This is a genomic window from Pontibaca salina (genome assembly GCF_016307205.1).
Taxonomy (GTDB): domain Bacteria; phylum Pseudomonadota; class Alphaproteobacteria; order Rhodobacterales; family Rhodobacteraceae; genus Pontibaca; species Pontibaca salina.
This window is the reverse complement of sequence record NZ_JAEIJD010000004.1, coordinates 169,406-191,901: the sequence shown is the minus strand read 5'-3', so window position 1 is coordinate 191,901 and position 22,496 is coordinate 169,406. Positions and strand designations below refer to the sequence as shown.

Sequence of the window (22,496 nt, the reverse complement as noted above, 5' to 3'; positions counted from 1 at the left end):
CAAGCAAGAGGGACATGCCGCATGATTGTGCTGGAGAAGCGGCCACAGCCGTCGCGGGCATGGGCGATAGCCACCCCGATCCTTGCGGTACTGGCCACGATGCTGTTCGGCGGGCTGTTATTCGCGGTTCTGGGAAAAAACCCGGTCGAGGCGATACTGACCATCTTTTACGACCCGTTGCTTGGTCCGCATGCGGGATATTATCGGCCGCAACTGCTGGTCAAAGGCGCGCCGCTGGTCTTGATCGCCATTGGTCTTTCACTGGGGTTCAAGGCCGGAATATGGAACATCGGCGCCGAGGGCCAGTATATCGTGGGCGCGATCTGCGGTGCCGGAGTGGCGCTTGCGTTCTATCCGCTTGAGGCGTGGTACATCTTTCCGTTGATGGTACTCGGGGGTGCATTCGGCGGCTGGGTCTGGGCGATGATCCCTGCGCTGCTGAAGGTGCGATTTGGCACCAATGAAATTCTGGTGTCGCTGATGCTGGTCTATGTGGCGGAACAATTGCTGGCGTCGATGTCGCTGGGGCTGCTGCGAAACCCGCAAGGACTGGGTTTTCCGGGCAGCCGCAACCTGCAACAATATGAAAGTGCGCATAACGCCGAGCTATTTGCCAATACGGGCATGCATTGGGGCGTAGTGGCGGCGCTGCTTTCGGTAATCTTTGCCTATATTCTTTTGAACCAACATATGCGCGGGTTTCATATCCGCCTGACCGGAGACGCGCCGCGCGCTGCGCGTTTTGCCGGGGTGCGTCCGGCACGGCTGATCCTGTTCTGCCTTGGCTCCGGCGGGGCGCTGGCCGGTCTGGCCGGGATGTTCGAGGTCGCCGGGCCGTCCGGGGTGGTCAGCATTGATTTCAATGTGGGTTACGGTTTCACGGCAATCATTGTCGCCTTTCTGGGCCGGTTACATCCGGTGGGGGTACTGCTTGCCGGGGCACTTTTGGCGCTGACCTATATCGGCGGCGAAATCGCGCAATCTAATCTTGGCCTTCCGGCGGCGGCAATTCAGGTGTTCCAGGGCATGTTGCTGTTCTTCCTGCTGGCGCTGGACCTGTTGACCAATTACCGCATCCGCGCCCGCCAGACCGGGGTGGCGTGACATGGATCTTTCTGCCATCAACCCCGCCCTGCTGCTGGCTTCGCTAATGGTCGCAGCGACGCCGATCCTGCTGGCGGCAATCGGTGAACTTGTGGCCGAGCGCTCTGGCGTGCTGAATCTCGGCGTCGAGGGCATGATGATCACCGGCGCGATTTGCGGCTTTGCCATTGCGGTCGAGACTGGTTCGCCCTGGCTGGGCTTCGCCGGCGCGGCGGCCGGCGGGGCCGTGTTGGCGCTTTTGTTCGCGCTATTGACCCAAGTTGCGCTGGCCAATCAGGTGGCCAGTGGTCTGGCGCTGACCCTGTTCGGGCTGGGGTTAAGCGCCTTGATCGGACAGGGCTATGTCGGGATCAAACCGCCGAAATTCGCACGGCTGGACATTCCTGTCTTGGGCGACCTGCCGGTGGTGGGACGGGTCCTGTTTGGCCATGATCCGATGCTCTACATCGCCATCGCGCTGGTTGCAGGGGTCTGGATCTTGCTGCGCTTTAGCCGCGCCGGGCTGATCCTGAGGGCGGTCGGCGAAAACCATGATGCGGCCCATGCGCTGGGCTATAAGGTGGTGCGCATCCGCATCCTTGCGATCCTGTTTGGCGGCGCCTGTGCCGGGTTGGGGGGCGCGTATATCAGCCTTGTGCGCGTGCCCCAATGGACCGAAGGCATGACCGCTGGGGTCGGCTGGATTGCGCTGGCGCTGGTGGTATTCGGAAGCTGGAAGCCGTGGCGGGTGTTGCTGGGCGCGTGGCTCTTCGGCGGTATCACGGTGTTGCAGCTCAATCTTCAGGCCGCGGGCGTTGCCATACCGGTCGAATATCTGGCAATGTCGCCTTATCTGGTGACGATCCTTGTGCTTGTGATCCTGTCGGCAGACAAAAGCCGGGCACCGGCGTCGCTCGGGAAAATCTTTCATGCCTCGCAATGAGGCGTACCAACCGGGGGAACCTAATGAAATTCACATCACTACTGGTCGGCGGCGCACTGGCGCTGGGTATGGCCACGGGTGCCATGGCACAGGACGACAAGGCCAAGGTCGGCTTTATCTATGTCGGCCCCATCGGCGATGGCGGGTACACGTTTGAACATGACCAAGCCCGCAAGGCGGTGGTCGAAAAATTCGGCGACAAGGTCGAAACCACCTATGTCGAAAGTGTCCCTGAAGGGCCCGACGCCGAACGTGTGATGACACAGATGGCCCTGAACGGGGCCGATCTGATCTTTGCGACCTCGTTCGGGTTCATGGATGCAACCGTCAATACCGCCAAGAAATTTCCTGACGTCAAGTTCGAACATGCCACCGGCTACAAGACCGCGCCGAACCTCGCCATCTATAACGCACGGTTCTATGAAGGGCGCGCCATCCAAGGGCTGATTGCCGGAGAGATGACAGAATCCAACATCGTCGGCTATATCGGCTCCTATCCGATCCCCGAGGTGATCCGCGGCATGAACAGCGCCTTCATCCATGCCCGCAAGGTCAACCCCGATGTCCAGTTCAAGATCGTCTGGGCCTATACCTGGTTCGATCCCGCGAAAGAAGCGGACGCTGCCAAGGTGCTGATTGAACAGGGTGCCGACGTGATCCTGCAACATACCGATTCCACCGCGCCGCTGGCTGCAGCCGAGGCGGCAGGCAATGTGATCGGATTTGGACAGGCTTCGGATATGGGCGAATATGCCGATGGTCCGCGGGTCACATCGATCATCGACAACTGGGCACCGTATTATATCGAGCGGGTCAACGCGGTGATCGACGGTACGTGGGAAACCTCTGACACATGGGCCGGTATCGGCGACGGCATGGTCGAAATCGGCGAGATCACCGACCGCGTGCCAGCCGAAGTGAAGGCCGAAGCGCTGGAACTGAAGGACAAGATCGCCAGCGGCGAATACCATCCCTATACTGGTCCGCTGAACAAGCAGGACGGCACCCCGTGGTTGGCCGAAGGCGAGATCGCCGACGATCAGACCTTGCTGGGCATGGATTTCTTCGTCGAAGGCATCACAGCCGAAATGCCCAAGTGATCTCTCACTGGCTTGTTTCAGGCCGCGCCATAGGGTGCGGCCTTTTAAACGCTCTCAGCCCCGTGTCGCGGCCTTGAAGATTGTCGCAACATCAGCCTTGGCGCGGCCCTCCCTTTGCGCCACAATCATCGCATGTCAGACATGTCCACGTGAACCAGAACAGGATCGTTGTCATGCCGTTTCGCCGCATCCCCCTCTGCGCCAGTTTCGCCGAATCCGGGCAAGGCGCTCTACTTTATGCGCCTTCGGCCAGCCGCAATGTCGGGCCGCTTTGCGACCTTCTGAAAGACGTGGCCCCTCAAGAGGGTACAGCGCTGGAATTGGCCAGCGGCACCGGGCAACATGTGGTTGCCTTTGCCCGCGCTTTGCCGCTCTTGCACTGGCAGCCCAGTGATATCGACCCCGACCGCCGCGCCAGTATCGACGCCCATGCGGCCAAGGCCGGCCTGAGCAATGTCTCCCCGGCGCTGGACCTTGACGCCACAATCCAAGGCTGGAGCGCGAAACATCAGGGGCAGTCCCTGATCGTTGTGATTAATTTGCTGCACCTGATCAGTGCGCAAGAGGCAGCCACACTGATCGACGAGGCTTCAAACGCCCTCGCTACCGGTGGCCGACTGGTGATTTATGGGCCGTTCATGCGCGCGGGCGAGTTGACCAGTCCCGGTGACCGTGAGTTTCATACAGCCCTAACCGCGCAAGACCCCGAAATCGGCTATAAGGACGATTTTGATACGCTGGACATGGTGCAAGCCACCGGTCTGGAAACGACGGATGTAATCGAAATGCCCGCCAATAATCTTGCACTTATCTTTCAAAAACCCACGCCCTGACCCATCGCCTTTGGCGCCCCGACGGTATGCCGAAGTGGCGTGGCGCAGAACTGGCTGCGCGCCACCGCCCAACACCCACGCCACGTCTAGCCGGGTCAGAACTGGAGTTTCTGAATCAGCGACCCGGCGCGTCACCCATCGCGCCGGATCGCCTCGTTCTGCGGATCATAGGGGCTATCATGCACGACTTCGGCCTCCCAGAGCCGGTTCAGCATCTTCACCTGCAACCGCGTTCCCGGCGCGGCCAGATCCGGACGAACATAGCCCATGCCGATGCTTTGGCCAAAATGCACCGAATAGCCGCCCGAGGTCAGCCGCCCGATACGCGCATCGCCCTGATACAACGCCTCGCGTCCCCAAGGGTCGGCATCTTCCGGCCCGTCGATCAGCAATGTCACACATGTGGCGCGAATGCCGGTTTCCGCCATCGCCGCCTTGCCGCGAAAATCCTTGTCCATGTCTACAAAGCGTGGCAGCGCCGCCTCAAGCGGCGTCCCATCCCGGCCCAGTTCATTGCCAAAGGCACGATAGCTCTTTTCCTGCCGCAGCCAGTTCTGCGCCCGAGCGCCGACGGGTTTCAGCCCATGCGCTTGCCCCGCCTGCATCAATTGGTCCCACAGGTAATTCTGCATCTCGATCGGGTGATGCAACTCCCACCCCAACTCGCCGGTATAGGCGACCCGAATGGCCCGCACCGGGCACATCCCCAACTCGATGTCTTGGCAGGACAGCCACGGGAACCGCCGGTTGCCAAGAGCGTTGGCCGGATCGGCATCGCGCACCAGCGGCGTTAAGACAACGCGCGTTCGTGGCCCCGCAATGGCGAAAACCCCCCATTGCGTTGTCACATCCTGTATCTCAATATAGCCGAACTCATCCGCCTTGTCCTCGGCGGCTTTGCGCAGGAAATCACCGTCATAAGCGGCCCATGCGCCGGCCGAGACGAGATAATATTCATCCCGCCCCAGCCGTACCATGGTATATTCCGTACGCGTCGTGCCGTGATCGGTCAGCGCATAGGTCAGATTGATCCGCCCCACCGAAGGCAGGGTATTGCAGGTAAACCAGTCAAGAAACGCTGTCGCTCCCGGCCCTTTCACCACATGTTTGGCAAAGGCTGTCGCATCGATCAAGCCGACCCCGGTTCGGATCGCCTTCGCCTCCTCCAGCGCATACTGCCACCAACCGCCGCGCCGGAAACTGCGCGCCGCGTGATCATCGAACCCCGCAGGCGCGTAATAATTGGGGCGCTCCCAGCCGTTTACCTGCCCGAATTGCGCGCCCAGCGCCTTTTGCCGCTCGTAAGCGGGCGCCGTGCGCAGCGGCCGGCAGGCGGGGCGTTCCTCGTCGGGATGGTGCAAGACATAGACGTGGTCATAGGCCTCTTCGTTCTTGCGCGCGGCATATTCCGTCGTCATCCAGTCGCCATAACGTTTGGGATCAAGTGAGGCCATATCGATCTCGGCCTCGCCCTGCACCATCATCTGGGCCAGATAATACCCGGTGCCGCCAGCGGCGGTGATGCCAAAGCTGAACCCTTCGGCCAGCCACATATTGCGCAGTCCTGGCGCCGGCCCAACCAGCGGGTTGCCATCGGGCGTATAACAGATCGGGCCATTGAAATCATCTTTCAGACCGCTGTCTTCACTTGATGGAACCCGGTGAACCATCGCTCCATATTGCTCTTCGATCCGCTCCAGATCGAGCTGGAACAGATCGGCGCGAAAACTGTCGGGCACGCCATATTCGAACCGCGCTGGCGCGCCTTTTTCGTACACCCCGAGGATCCAGCCGCCCCGTTCTTCGCGCACATAGCTTTGTGCATCGGCGTCGCGAACCACCGGATGTTCGCCATTTCCCTCCTTGCGCCAAGCGAGCAGCGCCGGGTCCTGGTCCAGCACGATGAACTGATGTTCCACCGGAATCGCCGGCATTTTGATCCCCAACAGCCGCGCCGTGCGCTGCGCATGGTTGCCACTGGCGGTCACCACATGTTCGGCGGTGATCACCACTTGCTCGTCGGAGGGCACAAGATTGCCGCCCTTCTCGACCATCTTGGTCGCCGTCACCTCCCAGGCGCTGCCAGTCCAGCGAAATGCATCGGCCTGCCATTTGCGCTCGATCACGACGCCACGCTGGCGCGCGCCCTTGGCCATCGCCATGGTCACATCGGCGGGGTTTATGTAACCATCGGTGTGGTGATACAAAGCCCCTTTCAGATCTTCGGTGCGGATCAGCGGCCAACGCTGCTTGATCTCGTCGGGCGACAGAAAGACATAGGGCACCCCGCAGGTTTCAGCCGTTGCGGCATAGAGCATATATTCATCCATCCGCGCCTCGGTCTGGGCCATGCGCAGATTGCCGACTACGGCAAATCCGGCATTCAAGCCGGTTTCCGCCTCCAGCGTCTTGTAAAATTCGACCGAATACTGGTGAATATGGGTGGTGGCATAGGACATGTTGAACAAGGGCAATAATCCGGCGGCGTGCCAGGTGCTGCCACTGGTCAGTTCGTCCCGCTCCAGCAAAACCACATCCTGCCAGCCCGCACGCGCCAGATGATAGGCGATCGAGGTGCCAACGGCACCGCCCCCCACGACCAGGGCCTTGACTTGGGTTTTCATCCGGTTCGCTCCGCAATCGGTTCCGCTTATCCTTGTTATGCCAAGGCGGAAGGCCGAACGCCTCGTTGTTCCGACGCAAAAAAGGATAAAACCGACAGAGCGCGCCGGAACCGCCTTATTTCACCCCAACATGGGTAGCACGCGCCGGATTTGGGTATTTTCAAACCAGAAAGAAGCGCGATGTGTCCCTGTTTCTTTCTGGTTCGAAATACCCCTGCCGGAGGCAGATAAACAATGGTTTCGCGCCGCAGGCGCAGCTAGTTGGAAACCGCTTCAATCGGGTAGAACCTTGCCGGGGTTGAGAATATTGTCGGGATCCAGAGCCGCCTTGATCGCCTTCATATAACGCGTGGCAGAGCCAAGCTCGCGCTCCAGATAAGGTCGCTTGCCCTGGCCTATCCCGTGTTCGCCAGTGCAGGTGCCCCCCATCGAGATTGCGAGGTCGTTCAGCCAGCCGATGAAAGCATCGGCGCGCGCGACTTCTTCGGGGTTATCCGCATCAATCAGCAACAGCGTATGAAAATTTCCATCACCGACATGACCGACAATCGGCGCGACAAAACCGTCCTTTTGCAGCCGCTCCTGCGTAGCGGCGACACAGGCTGCCAATTGCGAGACCGGCACGCAGACATCCGTGGACAGACCGCGCGCGCCGGGGCGCAATTGCAGCGCCGCCCAATAGGCATCATGGCGCGCCCGCCAGAGCGCGGCGCGCTCTTCGGGGCTGGCGGTGGCCTGAAAACCGCTGCCGCCAAACTCTTCTGCGATCTCGGCAAAGGTTTCTGATTGTTCTGCCACGCCAGCGTCTGAACCGTGAAATTCCAGCAACAGCAGCGGCGCTTCCGGCAGGTCGAGTTTGGAATAGGCGTTGCAGGCACGCACCTGCAGCGCGTCCAGCAATTCGATCCGCGCCACGGGGATGCCATACTGGATCGTGGTCATCACGGCCTGGCAGGCGGCATCAACCGTCGGAAAAGAACAGCGCGCCGACATGATCGCCCCGGGGATGCCGTGCAGGCGCAGGGTGATTTCGGTGATGATGCCAAGCGTCCCTTCCGAGCCGATCAGCAGCCGCGTCAGATCGTATCCAGCCGCGGATTTGCGCGCCCGCTGCGCGGTGCGGATCACCGCGCCATCCGCCATCACCGCCTCGAGCGCGATAACATTGTCCTTCATCGTGCCATAACGGACCGCATTGGTGCCGCTGGCCCGCGTCGCCGCCATGCCGCCCAACGTCGCATTCGCGCCGGGATCGATCGGGAAGAACAACCCTTGGTCGCGCAAATGGGTGTTCAGATCCTCGCGCGTGACACCGGGCTGTACGACACAATCCAGATCTTCCGCGTGTACCGCCAAAACCCGGTTCATCTCGCTCATGTTCAGGCATATGCCCCCGGCGGCGGCATTCACATGACCCTCAAGCGAGGTGCCCACGCCAAAGGGGATTACCGGTGCCTTGTGGTTGGCGCAGATACGGAGGATCTGGGCAACCTCGTCGGTGGTCTGGGGAAACAGCACCGCATCGGGGGGCTGGTTTCTGATCCAGGTCGTCGTATGGCCGTGCTGTTCGCGAATTGCCCGGCCGCTCTGCACCCGCGCGCCGAATTGTTGGCGCAATTCGCCAAGCGCCGCGCTGATGCCGGCTTCGTTACGGGGCAGATCGACCGGCTGGACCATGCGGCTTCCTTGTTTGTCAGGGCCAGGTCACTCGCCCAGCGCGATACCTTCGCGGCGCGGATCGGCACCGCCTTTCAACCCGTCCGCCGAAATCTCAATAGCGTGCAGGCCCGAGGTCAGGTCACGAATTTCCACCTCATAGCCCAGTTCTTCAAGCCCTGATTGCAGCTTTTCCGCCTCGGTCCCGGCCTCAAGGTCAAAGGTGCCGAAGCGGTTCACCGCATGTGGCAGGGCCAGTGCCTGTTGCACATCCAGATCCCAGTCGGCCCACGCGATGATCGCGCCCGCGACATAGCCGATGATCCGGCTACCACCGGGGCTGCCAATGGCCAGGACCGGCGCGTCATCCTGCATCACGATCGTCGGTGCCATGGAGGACCGCGGCCGCTTGCCCGGCTCGACCCGGTTGGCGATGGGCACGCCGTTTTCATGGGTTGCGAATGAAAAATCCGTCAATTCGTTGTTCAGCAAAAAGCCCCGCACCATCAGCCTTGAGCCAAAGCCGTTTTCGATGGTCGTCGTCATCGACGCCACATTGCCATATTGATCCACGATCGAAACATGGGAAGTTGACGGAAATTCGAGCGAGCGGTCGTCGGCCCAGTTCGACGCGTGGTCGAATTCGGGATTGCCGGGGCTGACCTCGGGCAAGGCGTCGTCGCCCGCCAGCAGCTTGGCACGCTCGGACAGATAGGCGGGATCAACCAAACCGGCGGTGGGCATCGGCACGAAATCACTGTCGGCCATATAGCGGCCCCGATCGGCAAAGGCGAGCCGCGAGGCATCGCCGATCAACCGCCAGCTTTCGGTGCTGTCCTTGCCGGATTCGGACAGGTCATAATGATCGAGCATGCCCAAGATCTGCCCCACGGTCAGCGCGCCCGAAGACGGCGGTCCCATGCCGCAGACCTGATAGATCCGGTACGGCGCACAGACCGGCGCGCGCTCCCGCACCTGATAAATCGCCAGATCCAGCGCTGACAAAACCCCCGGATTGCCCTCGGCACCGGTTACGGTACGCACAATGTCGGCGGCGATGGGACCGGTATAGAAGGCCTGAGCCCCTTGTTCGGCCATCCGCCGCAGCGTGTCGGCATAGGCCGGGTTCTTCAATATCGCGCCTGCTTGCAAAGGTGCGCCATCGGGCAGGAAATAGGCCGCTGTGCTGTCGAACCGGCCCAATTTCTCGGCATCGTTTGCGATCATCCCGGCAAGACGGGGCGAGACCGTGAAGCCGTCTTCGGCCAGCCGGATCGCCGGATCCAGCAGCGTGGGCCAAGCGGTGCGGCCCCAGCGGCGGTGCAGTTCCTCCAACAGCGCGGGTGTGCCCGGCGTGCCGACCGAAAGGCCACCAACCACCGCATGGAAAAACTTCAGCGGCGCGCCTTTGTCGTCCAGAAACAACCTCGGTGTCGCGGCCAGTGGCGCGGTTTCGCGGGCATCAAGCGTGGTCAGCTCTCCGCTTTCGCCATCATACCAGACCAGAAATGCACCGCCGCCAAGTCCCGAGGATTGCGGCTCGACCAAACCCAGCACCGTCTGCACCGCGATCAGCGCATCTGCGGCGCTGCCACCCTTGCGCAGAATATCCCCCCCTGCCTGCACCGCCAGCGGGTTGGCAGCGGCGACCATCCAGTCCTGCGCCTCAACCGGGTGTCCGGCCGCTTTCGCTTTCAGCGCCGCGGCGATCTCGGGGGAAGCGGCCTCAACCGTCCCGATTGCGGCGGTTTCCGGATCGACCGCATCGGCGGCCTGTTGCGCAAGAGCGGGCACGGAGAGCACCATACAGGCCAAGCTGGCAAGGATGTAATGTTTCATGACGCGCTTCTTTGCAGATGATTCCATGTCTCAGTGTAACCGCAAGCGGCTCTGCAACAATCAAATTGTGAGCGGAATCTCGCGCAAATCATAGCTGGCCAGTTCCTCGTGACGGGCCCCTCCGCGGTGCAGCGTCGAGTGAAACAGCGTAAAATCCTGCACCGTAAAGCCCGGCAATTGCGTCGTGGCATGGGTATCAAGGAAGCCCCGCAACTGTCGTTGGGACAGCGATGAAAGCCGCCCCGGAAACCGGATCAGGGTGATATGCGGGCGAAACCGCTCGCGCGGGAGGGAAATTCCCACGCGCCGTGCTGCCGCGACAACAGCCCGATGCAACCGGTCAAGCGCGTCGCTGGGCCCGACCTGTGCGAACAGGATACGCGGCGCGGCGCCACCGAATGCGCCAAGCCCCGCCAGTTCGAGATCGAATGCCCCCGCAGGGACTTCGGCCAGTTCTTCGTGCAGGTCGCGCAAGAGTTGCTCGGGTTGGTCGTCGAGGAACGCCAATGTCAGGTGCAGGTTTTCCCCGGGCACCGGGCGACCGATTGGAAGGGTTTCCTGTACCCGCAGCAAGGCCTCCCGCACCATGTCCGGCGGGGTAATAGCCACAAAGGAACGCATGTCACAGCCTCACAGCATGGACGGCAGCACCTGGTCCGGCGGACGGTGGCCATCCTCAAACGTCTTGATGTTGATGATCACCTTTTCACCCATCTCGATCCGCCCCTCCAGCGTGGCCGATCCCATATGGGGCAGCAGCACCACATTGTTTTGCGCGCGCAAGCGCGGATTAATGTTGGTACCGTGTTCGTACACGTCCAGCCCTGCCCCCGCAATTTCGCCAGCACGTAACATGCGAGTCAGGGCGTTCTCGTCGATCACCTCGCCGCGCGACGTGTTGACGATCACCGCGCTGGGTTTCATCAGCTTCAGCCGGCGCGCATTCATAAGGTGAAAGGTGCTGGGCGTCGATGGGCAGTTGATCGAGATCACGTCCATCCGCGCGACCATCTGGTCCAGACTTTCCCAATAGGTCGCTTCCAGCGCCTCTTCGGTGTCGGGATGGACGCGTTTGCGGTTGTGATAATGGACCTGCATGCCAAAGGCGGCGGCGCGTCGGGCGACTGCCTGACCGATCCGGCCCATGCCAAGGATACCCAGCCGCCGCCCGCTGATCCGCCCGCCCAAGAAGGCAGTCGGCGCCCAGCCGGCCCAGTCGCCTTTTTGCATCACAGCCAGACCTTCGGGGATGCGACGGGTAACGGCCAGGATCAGCGCCATCGTCATGTCGGCGGTATCATCGGTCAATACGCCGGGGGTATTGCACACCAGAACCCCCCGCTGGCGCGCGGTGGAGACGTCGATGTGATCGACCCCCGCGCCATAGTTTGCGATCAGCTTCAGCCGCTCGCCCGCGCGGGCGATTAGCCCGGCATCGATTTGGTCGGTGATCGTGGGCACCAGCACATCGGCGGTCTTGACTGCCTCGACCAGTTCCTCGCGGGTCATCTGGGCGTCGTCCTCGCGCAGACGGACATCGAACAGTTCGCTCAGGCGGGTTTCCACCGCTTCCGGCAACCGTCGCGTAACGACAACACTCAGGCGATCTCTTGACAATTCCGCTCTCCCGTCGCTTTTCAAATCATGTCGCACGATGGCATGGTGACGCAGGACAGGGCGAGGCACAAGAACCCTGCGCATAAAATCGCGCGACCCACAGGAACAGGCAACAGGTCAGGACAGGAATGAGACTTAGCTTATTCGCATGGCGTCCGGTGGCGGCTGCTCTTTTGATTGCGGCTTCGGGCCTCGGGCAGAGCGTCGCGCAGGCAGCAGAACAGCGGGGCAGCAGCACGAACCTTCCTCTTCCCCGTTATGTGTCGCTCAAGACCGCCGAGGGCAATGTGCGCCGGGGCCCATCGCTCAGCCACCGTATCGACTGGGTGTTCAAGCGGCGCGACCTCCCCTTGCAGGTCACCGCCGAACACGGTCATTGGCGCCGGGTACAAGACCGCGATGGTGCTGGCGGCTGGGTGCATTATGCGCTGCTCTCGGGGGTGCGCACGGTGCTGGTTGAACATGATATGCTACAGGTACACAGCCGCCCTGACGAAAGATCGCCTGTCATCGCCGCCTTTGAGCTGGGTGTTATCGCACGGCTGGGCGATTGCGACGCAGTGTGGTGCAATATCTCGTCAGGCGGCTATCGCGGCTGGGCCCCCAAAAAATACCTGTGGGGCGTTGCCCCGGACGAGTTGCGCGACTGAGCGCACAGGCGATTGCTGGCAAACATCTGCGTATCGGTTAGGGTAAGCGGCGACCGCTACAACAGGAGCCAGCCATGAAAGCTGTCACTTACCGCGCCTTTGGCACCGCTGCCGATGTCTTGCAGATCGAAGACATTGCTTGCCCTGATCCGGCTCCGGGCGAAGTCACGGTTGATCTGCAATTCTCGGGTGTGAATCCGTCCGACGTCAAGGCACGCGCCGGCGCACGGGCCGGTGCGACCGAACTGCCCTATCCGGCCATCATCCCGCATAGCGACGGTGCCGGCGTGATCTCGGCCATTGGTGCAGGCGTGTCCCGCGACCGTCTGGGCCAGCGGGTGTGGATCTGGAACGGCCAATGGCAACGCGCCTTCGGCACCGCGGCACAGCAAATCACGCTGCCCGCCGAACAGGCGGTGGCCCTGCCCGACGGGGTCGACATGGAAACCGGCGCGACCCTCGGCATTCCCGGCCTCACTGCCTGTCATACGGTGTTCGGCGGCGGCGAGGTGGCGGGCAAGACGGTGCTGGTGCAGGGCGGCGCGGGCACGGTCGGCCATCTAGCGGTGCAACTGGCCCGTTGGGGCGGTGCGCGGGTGATCGCCACCGCACGCGGTGCCGGGCTGAAACGGGTGCAGGATGCCGGGGCCCACGCCGCGCTGGATTTCACGGCCCCTGACCTTACCGCACGCATTCTGGCGGCCAACGATGGCCAGCCCGTTGATCGCATCGTCGAGGTCGAATTCGGCCTGAATGCTGCCACAGATACCGCCGTGATCGCCGAGAATGGCCAGATCTGCGCCTATGGCTCGGCGCTGGCGATGGAGCCGGAGCTGCCGTTCTATCCGCTGATGTTCAAGGCGGTGACGCTGGAAATGACGCTGGTCTACCTGCTGCCGACAGCGCAGCGCGCGGCTGTCATCGCGCGCCTTCACGCCGCTTTGCAACAGGGCGGGCTGACCTGCCCGGTCGCGGGAACTTTCGATTTTGACCAATGTGCTGCGGCTCATCGCGCGGTCGAGCACGGAGGCCGTGAAGGAGCGGTCTTGCTGCGCATCGCCTGATAGGGTGGCGTCGCCTGCTCCTACTCTAACAGGAATGTCGGCACGAAACTCGGCGGGGCGAGCGATTCTCCGGGTCCGATATCGCGGACATTTTGCGATGTCATCAATTCGATACGCGGACCGGCATGGCGCACCGTCAGTTTCCCCTCGACAGCGCGCGCGGCCATTTCGATCGCAAGACGACCTTGCAATACCGGGAAATCTGTTGGGGCCGCGATGATCTTGTCGCGCCGTAACGCACGGTAGACCGCGTGGGTCATATAGTCTGAAACCACTCCGATACGCTCTGACAACCCTTTTGAGCGCAGTATCGACACTGCTGCCTCGGCCATCGGCGCACTGCCAACCAGATAATCGACCTGCGGATAGTTTTCGAGAACCTCCTCAACCAACAACACCTGTATCTCTCGCCCGGTATCGCCGTATTGGGTGGCAACAACACGGGCAGAACTGTCAGCAATCGCGTCGCGGAATCCAGCATCGACGAAGCGCACCCAACCGGAATATTTCGGGCCGGGAAACCATGCCAAATCGACCGGCGCCGTTCCTTTGGGGTGCCGCTCGGCGATAACCCGTCCGGCAGCGTTGCCCATATCGTACCATGACACCGCTGCCTTGGCGGCTATGCCTTCATCCGCAATATCATTGACCGCGCCAATTACCGGGATCTGCTCGGCAATGCGCTTGATCGCCGGCGTCAGCCCCGCAAACGAGACAGTCGCCACGATCAACCCATCGGCCCCCTCTGCGACACAATCCTCAATCTGTTTAATCTGGCGCTCCAGATTGGGATAGCCGCCCGCATCGAGCAGCCGGAAACCGACGCCCAGACGTCGCGCTTCCTCCACCATGCCGAAATTGAAGCTGAGGTAATAGGCATCCTTCATATGCGGCAGCGAAACACAAAAGGTCCAGTGCTGCGCAGCCTTGGCCAAAGGGTCATATTCGCGGACGACTGCGGGGCTGGAATAATCGAACGGGATTGTTCTGACCTCAAGCTGCCAAGGCTCTGCCGCAAGCGGTAAAGGCAACAGTAAATACCCCAAAATCCAGCGCAAGTTCATCTTTTTCCTTCCCGTCCCCTGAAAGCTGTATACCCTGTTATATTATACGGCAATCGCACATCGCGGGGAGCGGGATGATCAAAGATTCCGGATTGGGCGCACGTCTTCTGCTGGCCTTTGTGGTTATTGCAGGCCTTCCGGTGATCGCGAACGTCTTTGGCTGGTTCGAACTGCGCGACGTCGCCCGGGTGCAGACCGGCATGATCGGTGAAACCATCCCTGCCATTGCCGAAGTGCGTGGCATCGCTGAGGAAAGCTCGCGTATTGTCTCGCTGGCCCCGGAACTGGCGCAGGTCAGCACGCATCCAGAGCGGAAGAAACGTTCAGATTTTCTGCTGGCCCAAATCGCTGCGCTGGAACAACGGTTGCAGCGCAGCGGAACCCAAGCAAGGCCAGATTACGGCGTGCTTCTGACGACCCTGCAAATGGTTGGGGTACAAATGAATGCGCTGGATCGATTGGTGCGCCAGCGGATTGCCCTGACCGAAGAGCGCGATGCAAAACTGACGCTGGTCCGCGGGGCGACCAATGCGCTGCTTGAGATGGCTGACACGCTGGTTGCAAATGCGCAAATGGGAACATCTGCGGTGATCTCGAATATCTACGATCTCAGTCCTGGCGACGGGCGGCAGGAGAAACGGCTTGATGCGCTGGACAAGCTGATCGAGGTTGATCTGTTCCAGTTGGGGCTGATGTTCGAATTGCGTTCGCGGACCTCGGAAATCGGGCTTCTGGCCAACCGGATCCCCGGCATTTTCGACGTGGCAACGCTGGAGCGCACCGAAGGTGAACTGGCTGAGCGCATCGACATTGTGAAACGGCGGATTGCATCAGTACGCGATCCCGGCCGCGCCGCGCAGGCCGCTGATCAGCTCGCCAGCATCAGCCTGCTGGTGGATTCGCCACCGCAGGAAACCAACGTATTCACCGCTTCGGCCGATATCTTGCGGCTGAACGATCAGATCGCCGCCGGCCAAGATACTTTGCGCCATACCTCGACCGTTCTGGGCCGCGAAGCTGACGCATTGGCGCTTTCGGCGCAGGCACGGGCCACCGCACTGGGCGCGAAATCCACAGCGGCAATCCGGGACGTGCAGGCGCGCAGTCTGCTTTCCGGCGGCATTGCGCTGCTGATATCGTTTCTGGTGCTATGGTTCTATATCCGCGGCAACGTCACGCGGCGGCTGGACCGATTGTCGGACCGGATGACTTCGCTGGCCGCTGGGCGCTTGCATGGTGCGGTCCGGCCCGAAGGCAAGGACGAAATCGCCCGTATGGAGAAGTCGGTCGAATTTTTCCGCCAGCAGGCCTTAGCGAACCGCGCCTTGCAGGAAGAGCGGGACCGTAATGCGATGGAATTACTCCGGCACCGCAACGAACTCCAGCGGCTGGTAAACGAACAGACCGAAGAACTGCGCGGCGAAGTGACCGCCCATGCCGCCGCGCGCGAGCGCGCCGAGGCAGCGACGCGGGCCAAATCCGAATTTCTCGCGATGATGAGCCACGAGATCCGTACGCCGATGAATGGCGTTCTAGGGATGCTGCGCAACCTGTCGCATGATCTAAAAGGCGCGAAACAGACCGAAGACGTACAGACCGCGCTGTCATCGGGCGAAAGCTTGCTGGCCTTGCTGAACGATATTCTGGACTATTCGCGCGCCGAAGGCGGGGAATTCCCGAATGCGATCCAGGTGTTTTCGATTGCTGATCTGGTAAACGATATCGACCTACTGATGCGCCCCAACGCACGCGACAAAGAGGTGCAACTGCTGATCGATATACCCTGTGACATCCCGCGGGCTGTCTCGGGCGACATGGTCAAGCTCCGCCAGGTCCTGTTCAATCTGGTATCGAACGCGCTCAAGTTCACGACCAAAGGCGAGATCGTGCTGCGAGTGCGGCGGCAGGTGCCCGAGGCTAATGATGGCGCAGATCGGTATTTCTTTGAGATCAGCGACACCGGCAAGGGTATTTCGCCCGAGGCAATCGAACGCGTCTTTGAGCCGTTCGAACAGGGCGACATTTCGCGGACCTATGGTGGCACCGGTCTGGGGCTGGCAATCTGCCGCAAGTTCGCCGATGCGATGGGCGCAACGCTGGGGGTTGAAAGTACGCCCGATGTCGGATCGGTGTTTACCCTTTGTGTTGCTCTGGAAGAGGCGGATGTAACCTTGCTGCCGGGCCCGACGCACCCGTCGGCGATGCGCGCGGTCGAGCCGCTGGACGTGCTGGTGGTCGAAGACCACGAAATCAATCGTAAAGTCGCCCGCAGCTATCTCGAACGGATGGGCCATTGTGTGATCTGCGCGGCCACCGGCGAAGCGGCCCTCGAGCAACTCGCCCAGCGCCGGTTCAATCTTGTATTGCTGGACGTGAATCTGCCGGGTATGAACGGGCTGGAAGTTGCCCAGAAGATCCGCGCCCACCCTGATCCCAATATCGCCGCATTGCCGTTGATCGCCATTTCCGCCCACGCCTCGCCCGATCAGATCGACGGTCATCTTGCTGCGGGCATGGATTGTTTCGTGGCCAAACCGGTTTCTCCGGAACGGCTAGCCTCGGCGATTGCGGATGTTCTGGCCGGACACCGGCGCCGGATTTTCCCATCATCGCGCAGCAAATCGCCCAAACGACAAGATCGGTGCTCAAATCTTCTCTTAGCCTCGATCAAGGATCTTGGCGCTTCGCGTGCCCTCGAAATTGCGCAGCTTTTTCTCGGGCGACTGGACGCGGATATCAGCCAAATCCGCAAGGCAGCAGCGGATCGCAACTTGGCAGAGCTTGCCAATCACGCCCATCGCGCCCTTGGAGCCGCCTCTAACTTTGATCTGCACGAATTGATTGCCTGTCTGGGCAATCTCGAACGGGCAGCGAAACGGGACGCAGCGGATGCGGTCGAGGAGCTGGTCCGCGAGGCCGAAAAGCTGGCCCGAGACGCCACGGCTGCGATAACCCAGGACATCGCCCAAATCGCAGATGTGCATGTTGCTCAGCCAATCGCGGCGGTAAATACATAACCCTCGCCATGGGATGTCGTGATGAATCGTGTCGCCTTGATGTCGTCGCCAAGTTTTTGGCGCAGGCGCTTTATCAGCACATCGACGGTACGTTCCGAGGCGCTGTCGTGACGGCGTGCGAAACCCAGCAGGATTTCGTCCCGGCTAAGCACCTCGCCCGGATGGCGGACCAGAACGCGAAGGACCTCGTATTCGCCGCGTGTAAGTGGGATCGTCTGGCCATCCGGCCCGCGCAATTGGCGCGCGACGATATCAAATACAAACCCATCAAACCGGATGGTGCGATGATTGATGTGACGCAATTGCGTGGTGCGCCGCAGAAGATTTTTGATCCGCGCCAGAAGTTCGCGCCGGTTGAACGGTTTGCAAACATAGTCATCAGCGCCGATTTCCAACCCGACGATGCGGTCGACATCATCGGTCAGGGCACTGATCAGGATTATGCCAACCTCGGACTGGGCCCGCTGTTCGCGGGTGATCTGCAAGCCGTCTTTGCCCGACAGATTGATGTCGATCAGCAATAGATCCGCTGGGTCCAGCGATAAGATCGCTTCGGCCCTGTCAGCGTTGTCGGCTTGGCTGATCCGATAGCCGCTCTGGTCCAGATAAGCGGCAAGGGTCGCACGCGTAACCGGCTCATCCTCGATAATCAGGATATGGGGGGTGTCGGTCATTGCATCCTCAAAACATGCCTCCCATTAACAAAAACTCACAACTCTGGCCACTCTGTTCATCGCCAAGGTCTGACGTGTTCACAATTCGCCCCTAAGATCGTGCCACGGGAACGACGTTTCCCGATCAAGAAAATAGCGGGATTTCACCCGCTACAATCAACAGGGAATTAACATGAGAACGACGAAAACTTTGCTTTCAACTGTTGCCGTTCTTGCATTCACGGGGCAGATCGCTGCCGCTGAGGATTCAAGCGATCCGATCATAATACCGGTGCATAACTGGTCAAGCCAGATCGTCATGAGCAATATTTTTGGCGAGATGCTGGAATCGATTGGCAACAACGTCGAATATGTTTCGACCGACAGCCAAGCGGTTTACGAAGCAGTCCGCCTTGGCGATGTCACGCTGGAACTGGAAGTGTGGGAAGGCGCCTTCGCCGCATCATTTGACGCGGCGCGCGAAAAGGGCGGCATCCACGACGCCGGCGATCATGATGCCATCACTCGCGAAGAATGGTGGTATCCGGAATGGACCAAAGAAGCTTGCCCCGGATTGCCGGATTGGGAGGCTTTGAACGAATGTTCTGCTGTTTTTTCCACGCCGGAAACCGGCGACAAGGGCCGCTTTTTAGGCGGTCCCGTTGACTGGCTGAAACACGATCAGGAACGTGTTGACGGGCTGGGTCTGGATTTCGTGGTGGTGAACGCCGGCTCCGCGTCGGCACTTTGGGCCGAGGTTGCGGCTGCAGAGCGCAATAAGACTCCAATCGTGCTGTTCAACTGGACGCCGAATTTCGCCGAAGCAGTGTGGCCCGGCGAATTTGTCGAATTTCCGGCCTGGGAAGAAGGTTGCGACACCGATCCCTCAGTCGGTGTGAACCCGGATGTGACTTATGATTGTGGTAATCCGGCTGACGGCTATCTGAAAAAGGCCGCCTGGGACGGGATGGAGGACAAGTGGCCCCGCGCTTATTGCGTCCTGCAGAACGTTTCCTTCACCAACCCGCAGATCGCGGAAATGGCCAAGCTTGTCGATATCGACGAGATGGAGCCGGAGGACGCTGCCATCGCCTGGATGGAAGAGAACGAGAAGGCCTGGAAGCCTGCCATCGAGGCATGCCCCGCCTAAAAGCATCTGACCGGAGCATCTTCCGAATTCGGCCTGATGCTCTGGTCGCTTCGTTCCGGGCTGCGATCCGGATGATTAACCCTCTTTGGATCGTGCCTGCAACCGCCGCTCGTCCCACGAACGCTGGATGGGTGGCCTGATCCAAAGGATATTCTTCTCATGATGGCCCCTGAACCCGTGATCTCCTGCAAAAGCGTCTGGAAGCTTTTCGGCCCCAATGCAGATCACTATTTTTCCACCCTGAGAGGCGCTCCCAGTTTTCAGTCAATCCGTGAAGCGGGCTATATTGCCGCTGTTCGCGATGTTACCCTAGATATTCCGCGTGGCGAGATGCTGGTCATCATGGGCCTGTCAGGGTCTGGCAAGTCGACTCTCGTGCGCTGCCTGTCACGGCTGATCGACATCACCGGCGGTGAAGTCCATGTCGACGGGCAGGATATCGGCGCCCTGAAAGAGAAAGAACTGATCGAGCTGCGGCGCAGCAAAATGGGCATGGTGTTCCAAAGCTTTGGCCTGCTGCCCCATCGCACTGTTCTGGAGAACGTCGCCTTTCCCCTTGAGATGCGCGGACAAGATCGCCACACCCGCCGCGCCCGCGCGCTCGAGGTGATCGAACTGGTCGGTCTGGCCGGTCGCGAGGATTATTTTCCGCGCGAGCTCAGCGGTGGCCAGCAACAGCGCGTCGGAATTGCGCGCAGCCTCGCCATCGAACCCGACATCTGGTTCCTCGACGAGCCGTTTTCGGCGCTGGACCCTTTGATCCGGCGCGAGATGCAGGACGAATTCCTGCGTCTTCAGGGACTGCTGGGCAAGACCATCGTCTTCATCACCCATGATTTTGACGAGGCGCTGCGCCTTGCCGACCGCATCGCCATCATGAAGGATGGCGCGGTGGAACAATGCGACCGGCCCGACCGCATCGTGATGAACCCGGCGACCGAATATGTCGCTAAGTTCACCCATGAAATCGACAAGGCGCGGGTGGTGCGGGCTTCGGCGCTGATGCAGCCGGTGAATGGCACGGCTTTGACCGGTGAAGCCATCGGCAGCCACCAGACGATCCATGACCTGGCTCGGCTGGTCATCAATGACCCGCGCGAGGCCTTTCCGGTCGCGGGCAAGGACGGCGCACTGCTGGGCGTCCTGCGGCGGCAAGAGGCCATCGACGTTCTGTTAGGAGATCACGCGTGAGCACCGCTGCAATCAATTTACCGCCCATGGGCGGCGGGCTGACCCGCACCCGCGTGGCGCGGATCCTGCTCATCATCGGGCTGGTTCTGATCATTTCCAAAACCATGCTGCCGGGCGGTCTGATCCGCCCGCCGGAATGGTTGGTCTGGCCGTTCGCCGACTGGATCAACGCTGCATTCAGATTCATGCGCGACGATCTTGGTCTGATCCATGTCACCCGCGCCTTTGCCGACGGAGTCGAATGGTTGCTCGATGTCACCGCGAACTTGCTTTACGGCAAAAGCCGCTGGCCGAACATCGGCCCGATCCCATGGACCGTGATCGCTGCCAGTGCAGCCGTCATCGGCTATGCGTTGAACGGCTGGCGGCTGGCGCTGCTGTCGGGCGGCACGTTTTGCTGGATCGCGATCATGGGCCAGTGGACATGGTCAATGGAAACCCTGTCGGTGATCGTGGTCGCCGCCCCGTTTTCGATCCTGATGGGACTGCTGACGGGGATTGCCGCTTGGCGCTCGGCGCTGTTCGAAAAGCTACTGAACCCAATTTTGAACGTCGCCCAATCCATGCCGCATTTCGCCTATATGATTCCGGTTGTTGTGTTCATCGGCGTTGGCCCAAAGGCTGGCGCCGTGGTCACGATTATATTCTCAGTGCCGCCGATGATCCGCATGACGTTACTGGGTCTGAAAAAAGTCTCGGACGAGGTGATCGAAAGCGGCAAGATGTGCGGGGCGACGCGGCTGCAACTGCTGTGGTCGGTGCGCATTCCCACCGCACGCACCGATATTCTGGTGGGGGTGAATCAGGTCATCATGCAATGTCTTGCAATGGTGGTTCTGGCCAGTTTCATCGGCATGCCCGGTCTGGGACAAAAACTGCTGCAACTGCTGCAAGCGCTAAAAATCGGGCGCTCGGTCGAGATCGGCATCACCATCGTGCTGCTGGCCGTGATGCTGGACCGCTGCTCGAAAGCCTGGGCGATGCGGCAACCGCAGCATTTTGCCAAGGGAACGCCATGGTTCGTGCGCCATCGTCTTGCCCTGATCTGGGCCGCGCTGACGCTGGCATTGCTGGGGCTGGCACAGGTCTTTCCATTGCTCGACCAAATCAGTCGCCGCCAAGCACTGAGCGCCGCCGCACCGCTGGATGCGATGGTGGACTGGTTCATCGTCATCGTCGATCCGGTCACGACCTGGCTGCGCTGGTTCCTGATCGTATGGGTGCTGATCCCGCTGCGCGACGCGTTTTTGTTCGCGCCTTTCTCGGCTGTTCTCGTGCTGATCGCCGCGGCGGCTTGGGCTATCGGAGGGCTGCGCTCGGCAGCGATCTGCGTGGCGTTCTTCGCTTTCATCGCCATGTCGGGCTGGTGGGACCGGGCCATGATCACCGTTTATACCGTCACCGTTTCGGTTGCCATCGCCACTGCAATCGGCTTTCCGCTGGGCATCTGGGGGTCGCGCAAGGAATCCCGCGCGCAACGGGTGCTGCTGGCCTGTGATACGTTGCAGACCTTCCCCAGCTTCATCTATCTGATCCCGGTGGTCATGCTGTTCGGTGTGAATGATGTCGCGGTCGTTGGCGCCGTCGTGCTGTTCGCCGCCGTGCCACTGATCCGTTACACGATCGAAGGTCTGCGCGGTGTGCCCCATGAAATGGTCGAAGCCGCCGAAATGTCCGGCGCGACCTATGGGCAGACGATGCGGAAGGTCCGCCTGCCGCTGGCACTGCCGACGATCATGGTGGGCGTCAACCAATCGGTGATGTTTTCCCTCTTCATGGTCATCATCGCCGCCTTTATCGGCACCCAGGATCTGGGGCAGGAAATGCAGCGCGCACTCAGTTCATCCGATGTTGGCAAGGGGTTGGTGCTGGGGACGGCGGTGGCCTTCATGGGGCTGCTGGTCGACCATCTGGTCCAGACATGGGGCGCAAAACGGCGCGCGCTGCTGGGCCTCTGAGCCGTTGCCGAGGCTGGCCGCTATTTGACGGCAACGGGCAGCGCCCGGAGACGC

General features: G+C 60.9%; 17 protein-coding genes. 10 read left to right on the top strand and 7 right to left on the bottom strand.

What is annotated here, in order from left to right:
* The first annotated feature begins 21 nt into the window (after positions 1-21).
* The 4 genes from JAO82_RS07395 (at position 22) to JAO82_RS07380 (ending at position 3,959) form a co-directional block, all read left to right on the top strand.
* Positions 22-1,104, top strand: a complete 1,083-nt coding sequence (locus JAO82_RS07395) for an ABC transporter permease (protein WP_198685731.1) — start codon at positions 22-24, stop codon at positions 1,102-1,104.
* Between the two features lies 1 nt (position 1,105).
* Complete coding sequence (locus tag JAO82_RS07390; RefSeq protein ID WP_198685730.1) at positions 1,106-2,026, top strand: ABC transporter permease; 921 nt, start codon at positions 1,106-1,108, stop codon at positions 2,024-2,026.
* A gap of 23 nt (positions 2,027-2,049) precedes the next feature.
* Complete coding sequence (locus JAO82_RS07385; protein WP_198685729.1) at positions 2,050-3,126, top strand: BMP family ABC transporter substrate-binding protein; 1,077 nt, start codon at positions 2,050-2,052, stop codon at positions 3,124-3,126.
* A 173-nt stretch (positions 3,127-3,299) separates the two neighbouring features.
* A complete protein-coding gene (locus JAO82_RS07380) occupies positions 3,300-3,959 on the top strand; it encodes a DUF938 domain-containing protein (RefSeq protein WP_198685760.1) in 660 nt (219 codons plus the stop codon).
* A gap of 131 nt (positions 3,960-4,090) precedes the next feature.
* Here JAO82_RS07380 and JAO82_RS07375 read toward each other — a convergent pair whose 3' ends face one another.
* The 5 genes from JAO82_RS07375 to JAO82_RS07355 form a co-directional block, all read right to left on the bottom strand.
* Positions 4,091-6,583 (bottom strand): GcvT family protein, encoded by a 2,493-nt coding sequence (locus tag JAO82_RS07375; protein ID WP_198685728.1) that lies wholly within the window; start codon positions 6,581-6,583, stop codon positions 4,091-4,093.
* A gap of 273 nt (positions 6,584-6,856) precedes the next feature.
* Positions 6,857-8,260: an FAD-binding oxidoreductase gene (locus tag JAO82_RS07370; RefSeq protein ID WP_198685727.1), complete on the bottom strand. Its 1,404-nt coding sequence runs from the start codon at positions 8,258-8,260 to the stop codon at positions 6,857-6,859.
* Positions 8,261-8,287: 27 nt separating this feature from the next.
* Positions 8,288-10,078, bottom strand: coding sequence for a gamma-glutamyltransferase (gene ggt / locus JAO82_RS07365; protein ID WP_198685726.1), 1,791 nt, complete (start codon positions 10,076-10,078; stop codon positions 8,288-8,290).
* A 60-nt stretch (positions 10,079-10,138) separates the two neighbouring features.
* On the bottom strand, positions 10,139-10,699 hold the full coding sequence (gene thpR, locus JAO82_RS07360) for an RNA 2',3'-cyclic phosphodiesterase (RefSeq protein WP_198685725.1): 561 nt from the start codon (positions 10,697-10,699) through the stop codon (positions 10,139-10,141).
* Positions 10,700-10,708: 9 nt separating this feature from the next.
* Complete coding sequence (locus tag JAO82_RS07355; protein WP_198685724.1) at positions 10,709-11,695, bottom strand: 2-hydroxyacid dehydrogenase; 987 nt, start codon at positions 11,693-11,695, stop codon at positions 10,709-10,711.
* A gap of 128 nt (positions 11,696-11,823) precedes the next feature.
* Here JAO82_RS07355 and JAO82_RS07350 point away from each other — a divergent pair, with 128 nt between their 5' ends.
* Both JAO82_RS07350 and JAO82_RS07345 read left to right on the top strand, forming a co-directional pair.
* On the top strand, positions 11,824-12,345 hold the full coding sequence (locus JAO82_RS07350) for an SH3 domain-containing protein (RefSeq protein WP_198685723.1): 522 nt from the start codon (positions 11,824-11,826) through the stop codon (positions 12,343-12,345).
* 74 nt (positions 12,346-12,419) lie between these two features.
* Positions 12,420-13,409: an NADPH:quinone reductase gene (locus JAO82_RS07345; RefSeq protein ID WP_198685722.1), complete on the top strand. Its 990-nt coding sequence runs from the start codon at positions 12,420-12,422 to the stop codon at positions 13,407-13,409.
* 20 nt (positions 13,410-13,429) lie between these two features.
* Here the strand turns inward: JAO82_RS07345 and torT are convergent, their stop codons facing one another.
* Positions 13,430-14,473, bottom strand: a complete 1,044-nt coding sequence (gene torT / locus JAO82_RS07340) for a TMAO reductase system periplasmic protein TorT (RefSeq protein WP_198685721.1) — start codon at positions 14,471-14,473, stop codon at positions 13,430-13,432.
* Between the two features lie 74 nt (positions 14,474-14,547).
* On the opposite strand from torT, the gene JAO82_RS07335 reads away from it, so the two are divergent.
* A complete protein-coding gene (locus JAO82_RS07335; RefSeq protein WP_198685720.1) occupies positions 14,548-17,490 on the top strand; it encodes an ATP-binding protein in 2,943 nt (980 codons plus the stop codon).
* Here JAO82_RS07335 and JAO82_RS07330 read toward each other — a convergent pair.
* Positions 17,463-18,164, bottom strand: coding sequence for a response regulator (locus JAO82_RS07330; RefSeq protein WP_198685719.1), 702 nt, complete (start codon positions 18,162-18,164; stop codon positions 17,463-17,465). The genes JAO82_RS07335 and JAO82_RS07330 overlap by 28 nt on opposite strands.
* A 172-nt stretch (positions 18,165-18,336) precedes the next feature.
* On the opposite strand from JAO82_RS07330, the gene JAO82_RS07325 reads away from it, so the two are divergent.
* The 3 genes from JAO82_RS07325 to JAO82_RS07315 all read left to right on the top strand — a co-directional run bounded on the left by JAO82_RS07325 (position 18,337) and on the right by JAO82_RS07315 (position 22,442).
* Positions 18,337-19,293: an ABC transporter substrate-binding protein gene (locus JAO82_RS07325; protein ID WP_198685718.1), complete on the top strand. Its 957-nt coding sequence runs from the start codon at positions 18,337-18,339 to the stop codon at positions 19,291-19,293.
* A 159-nt stretch (positions 19,294-19,452) separates the two neighbouring features.
* Positions 19,453-20,484 (top strand): quaternary amine ABC transporter ATP-binding protein, encoded by a 1,032-nt coding sequence (locus JAO82_RS07320; protein ID WP_198685717.1) that lies wholly within the window; start codon positions 19,453-19,455, stop codon positions 20,482-20,484.
* A gap of 26 nt (positions 20,485-20,510) precedes the next feature.
* On the top strand, positions 20,511-22,442 hold the full coding sequence (locus tag JAO82_RS07315; protein ID WP_198685759.1) for an ABC transporter permease: 1,932 nt from the start codon (positions 20,511-20,513) through the stop codon (positions 22,440-22,442).
* The last annotated feature ends 54 nt before the right edge of the window (positions 22,443-22,496 follow it).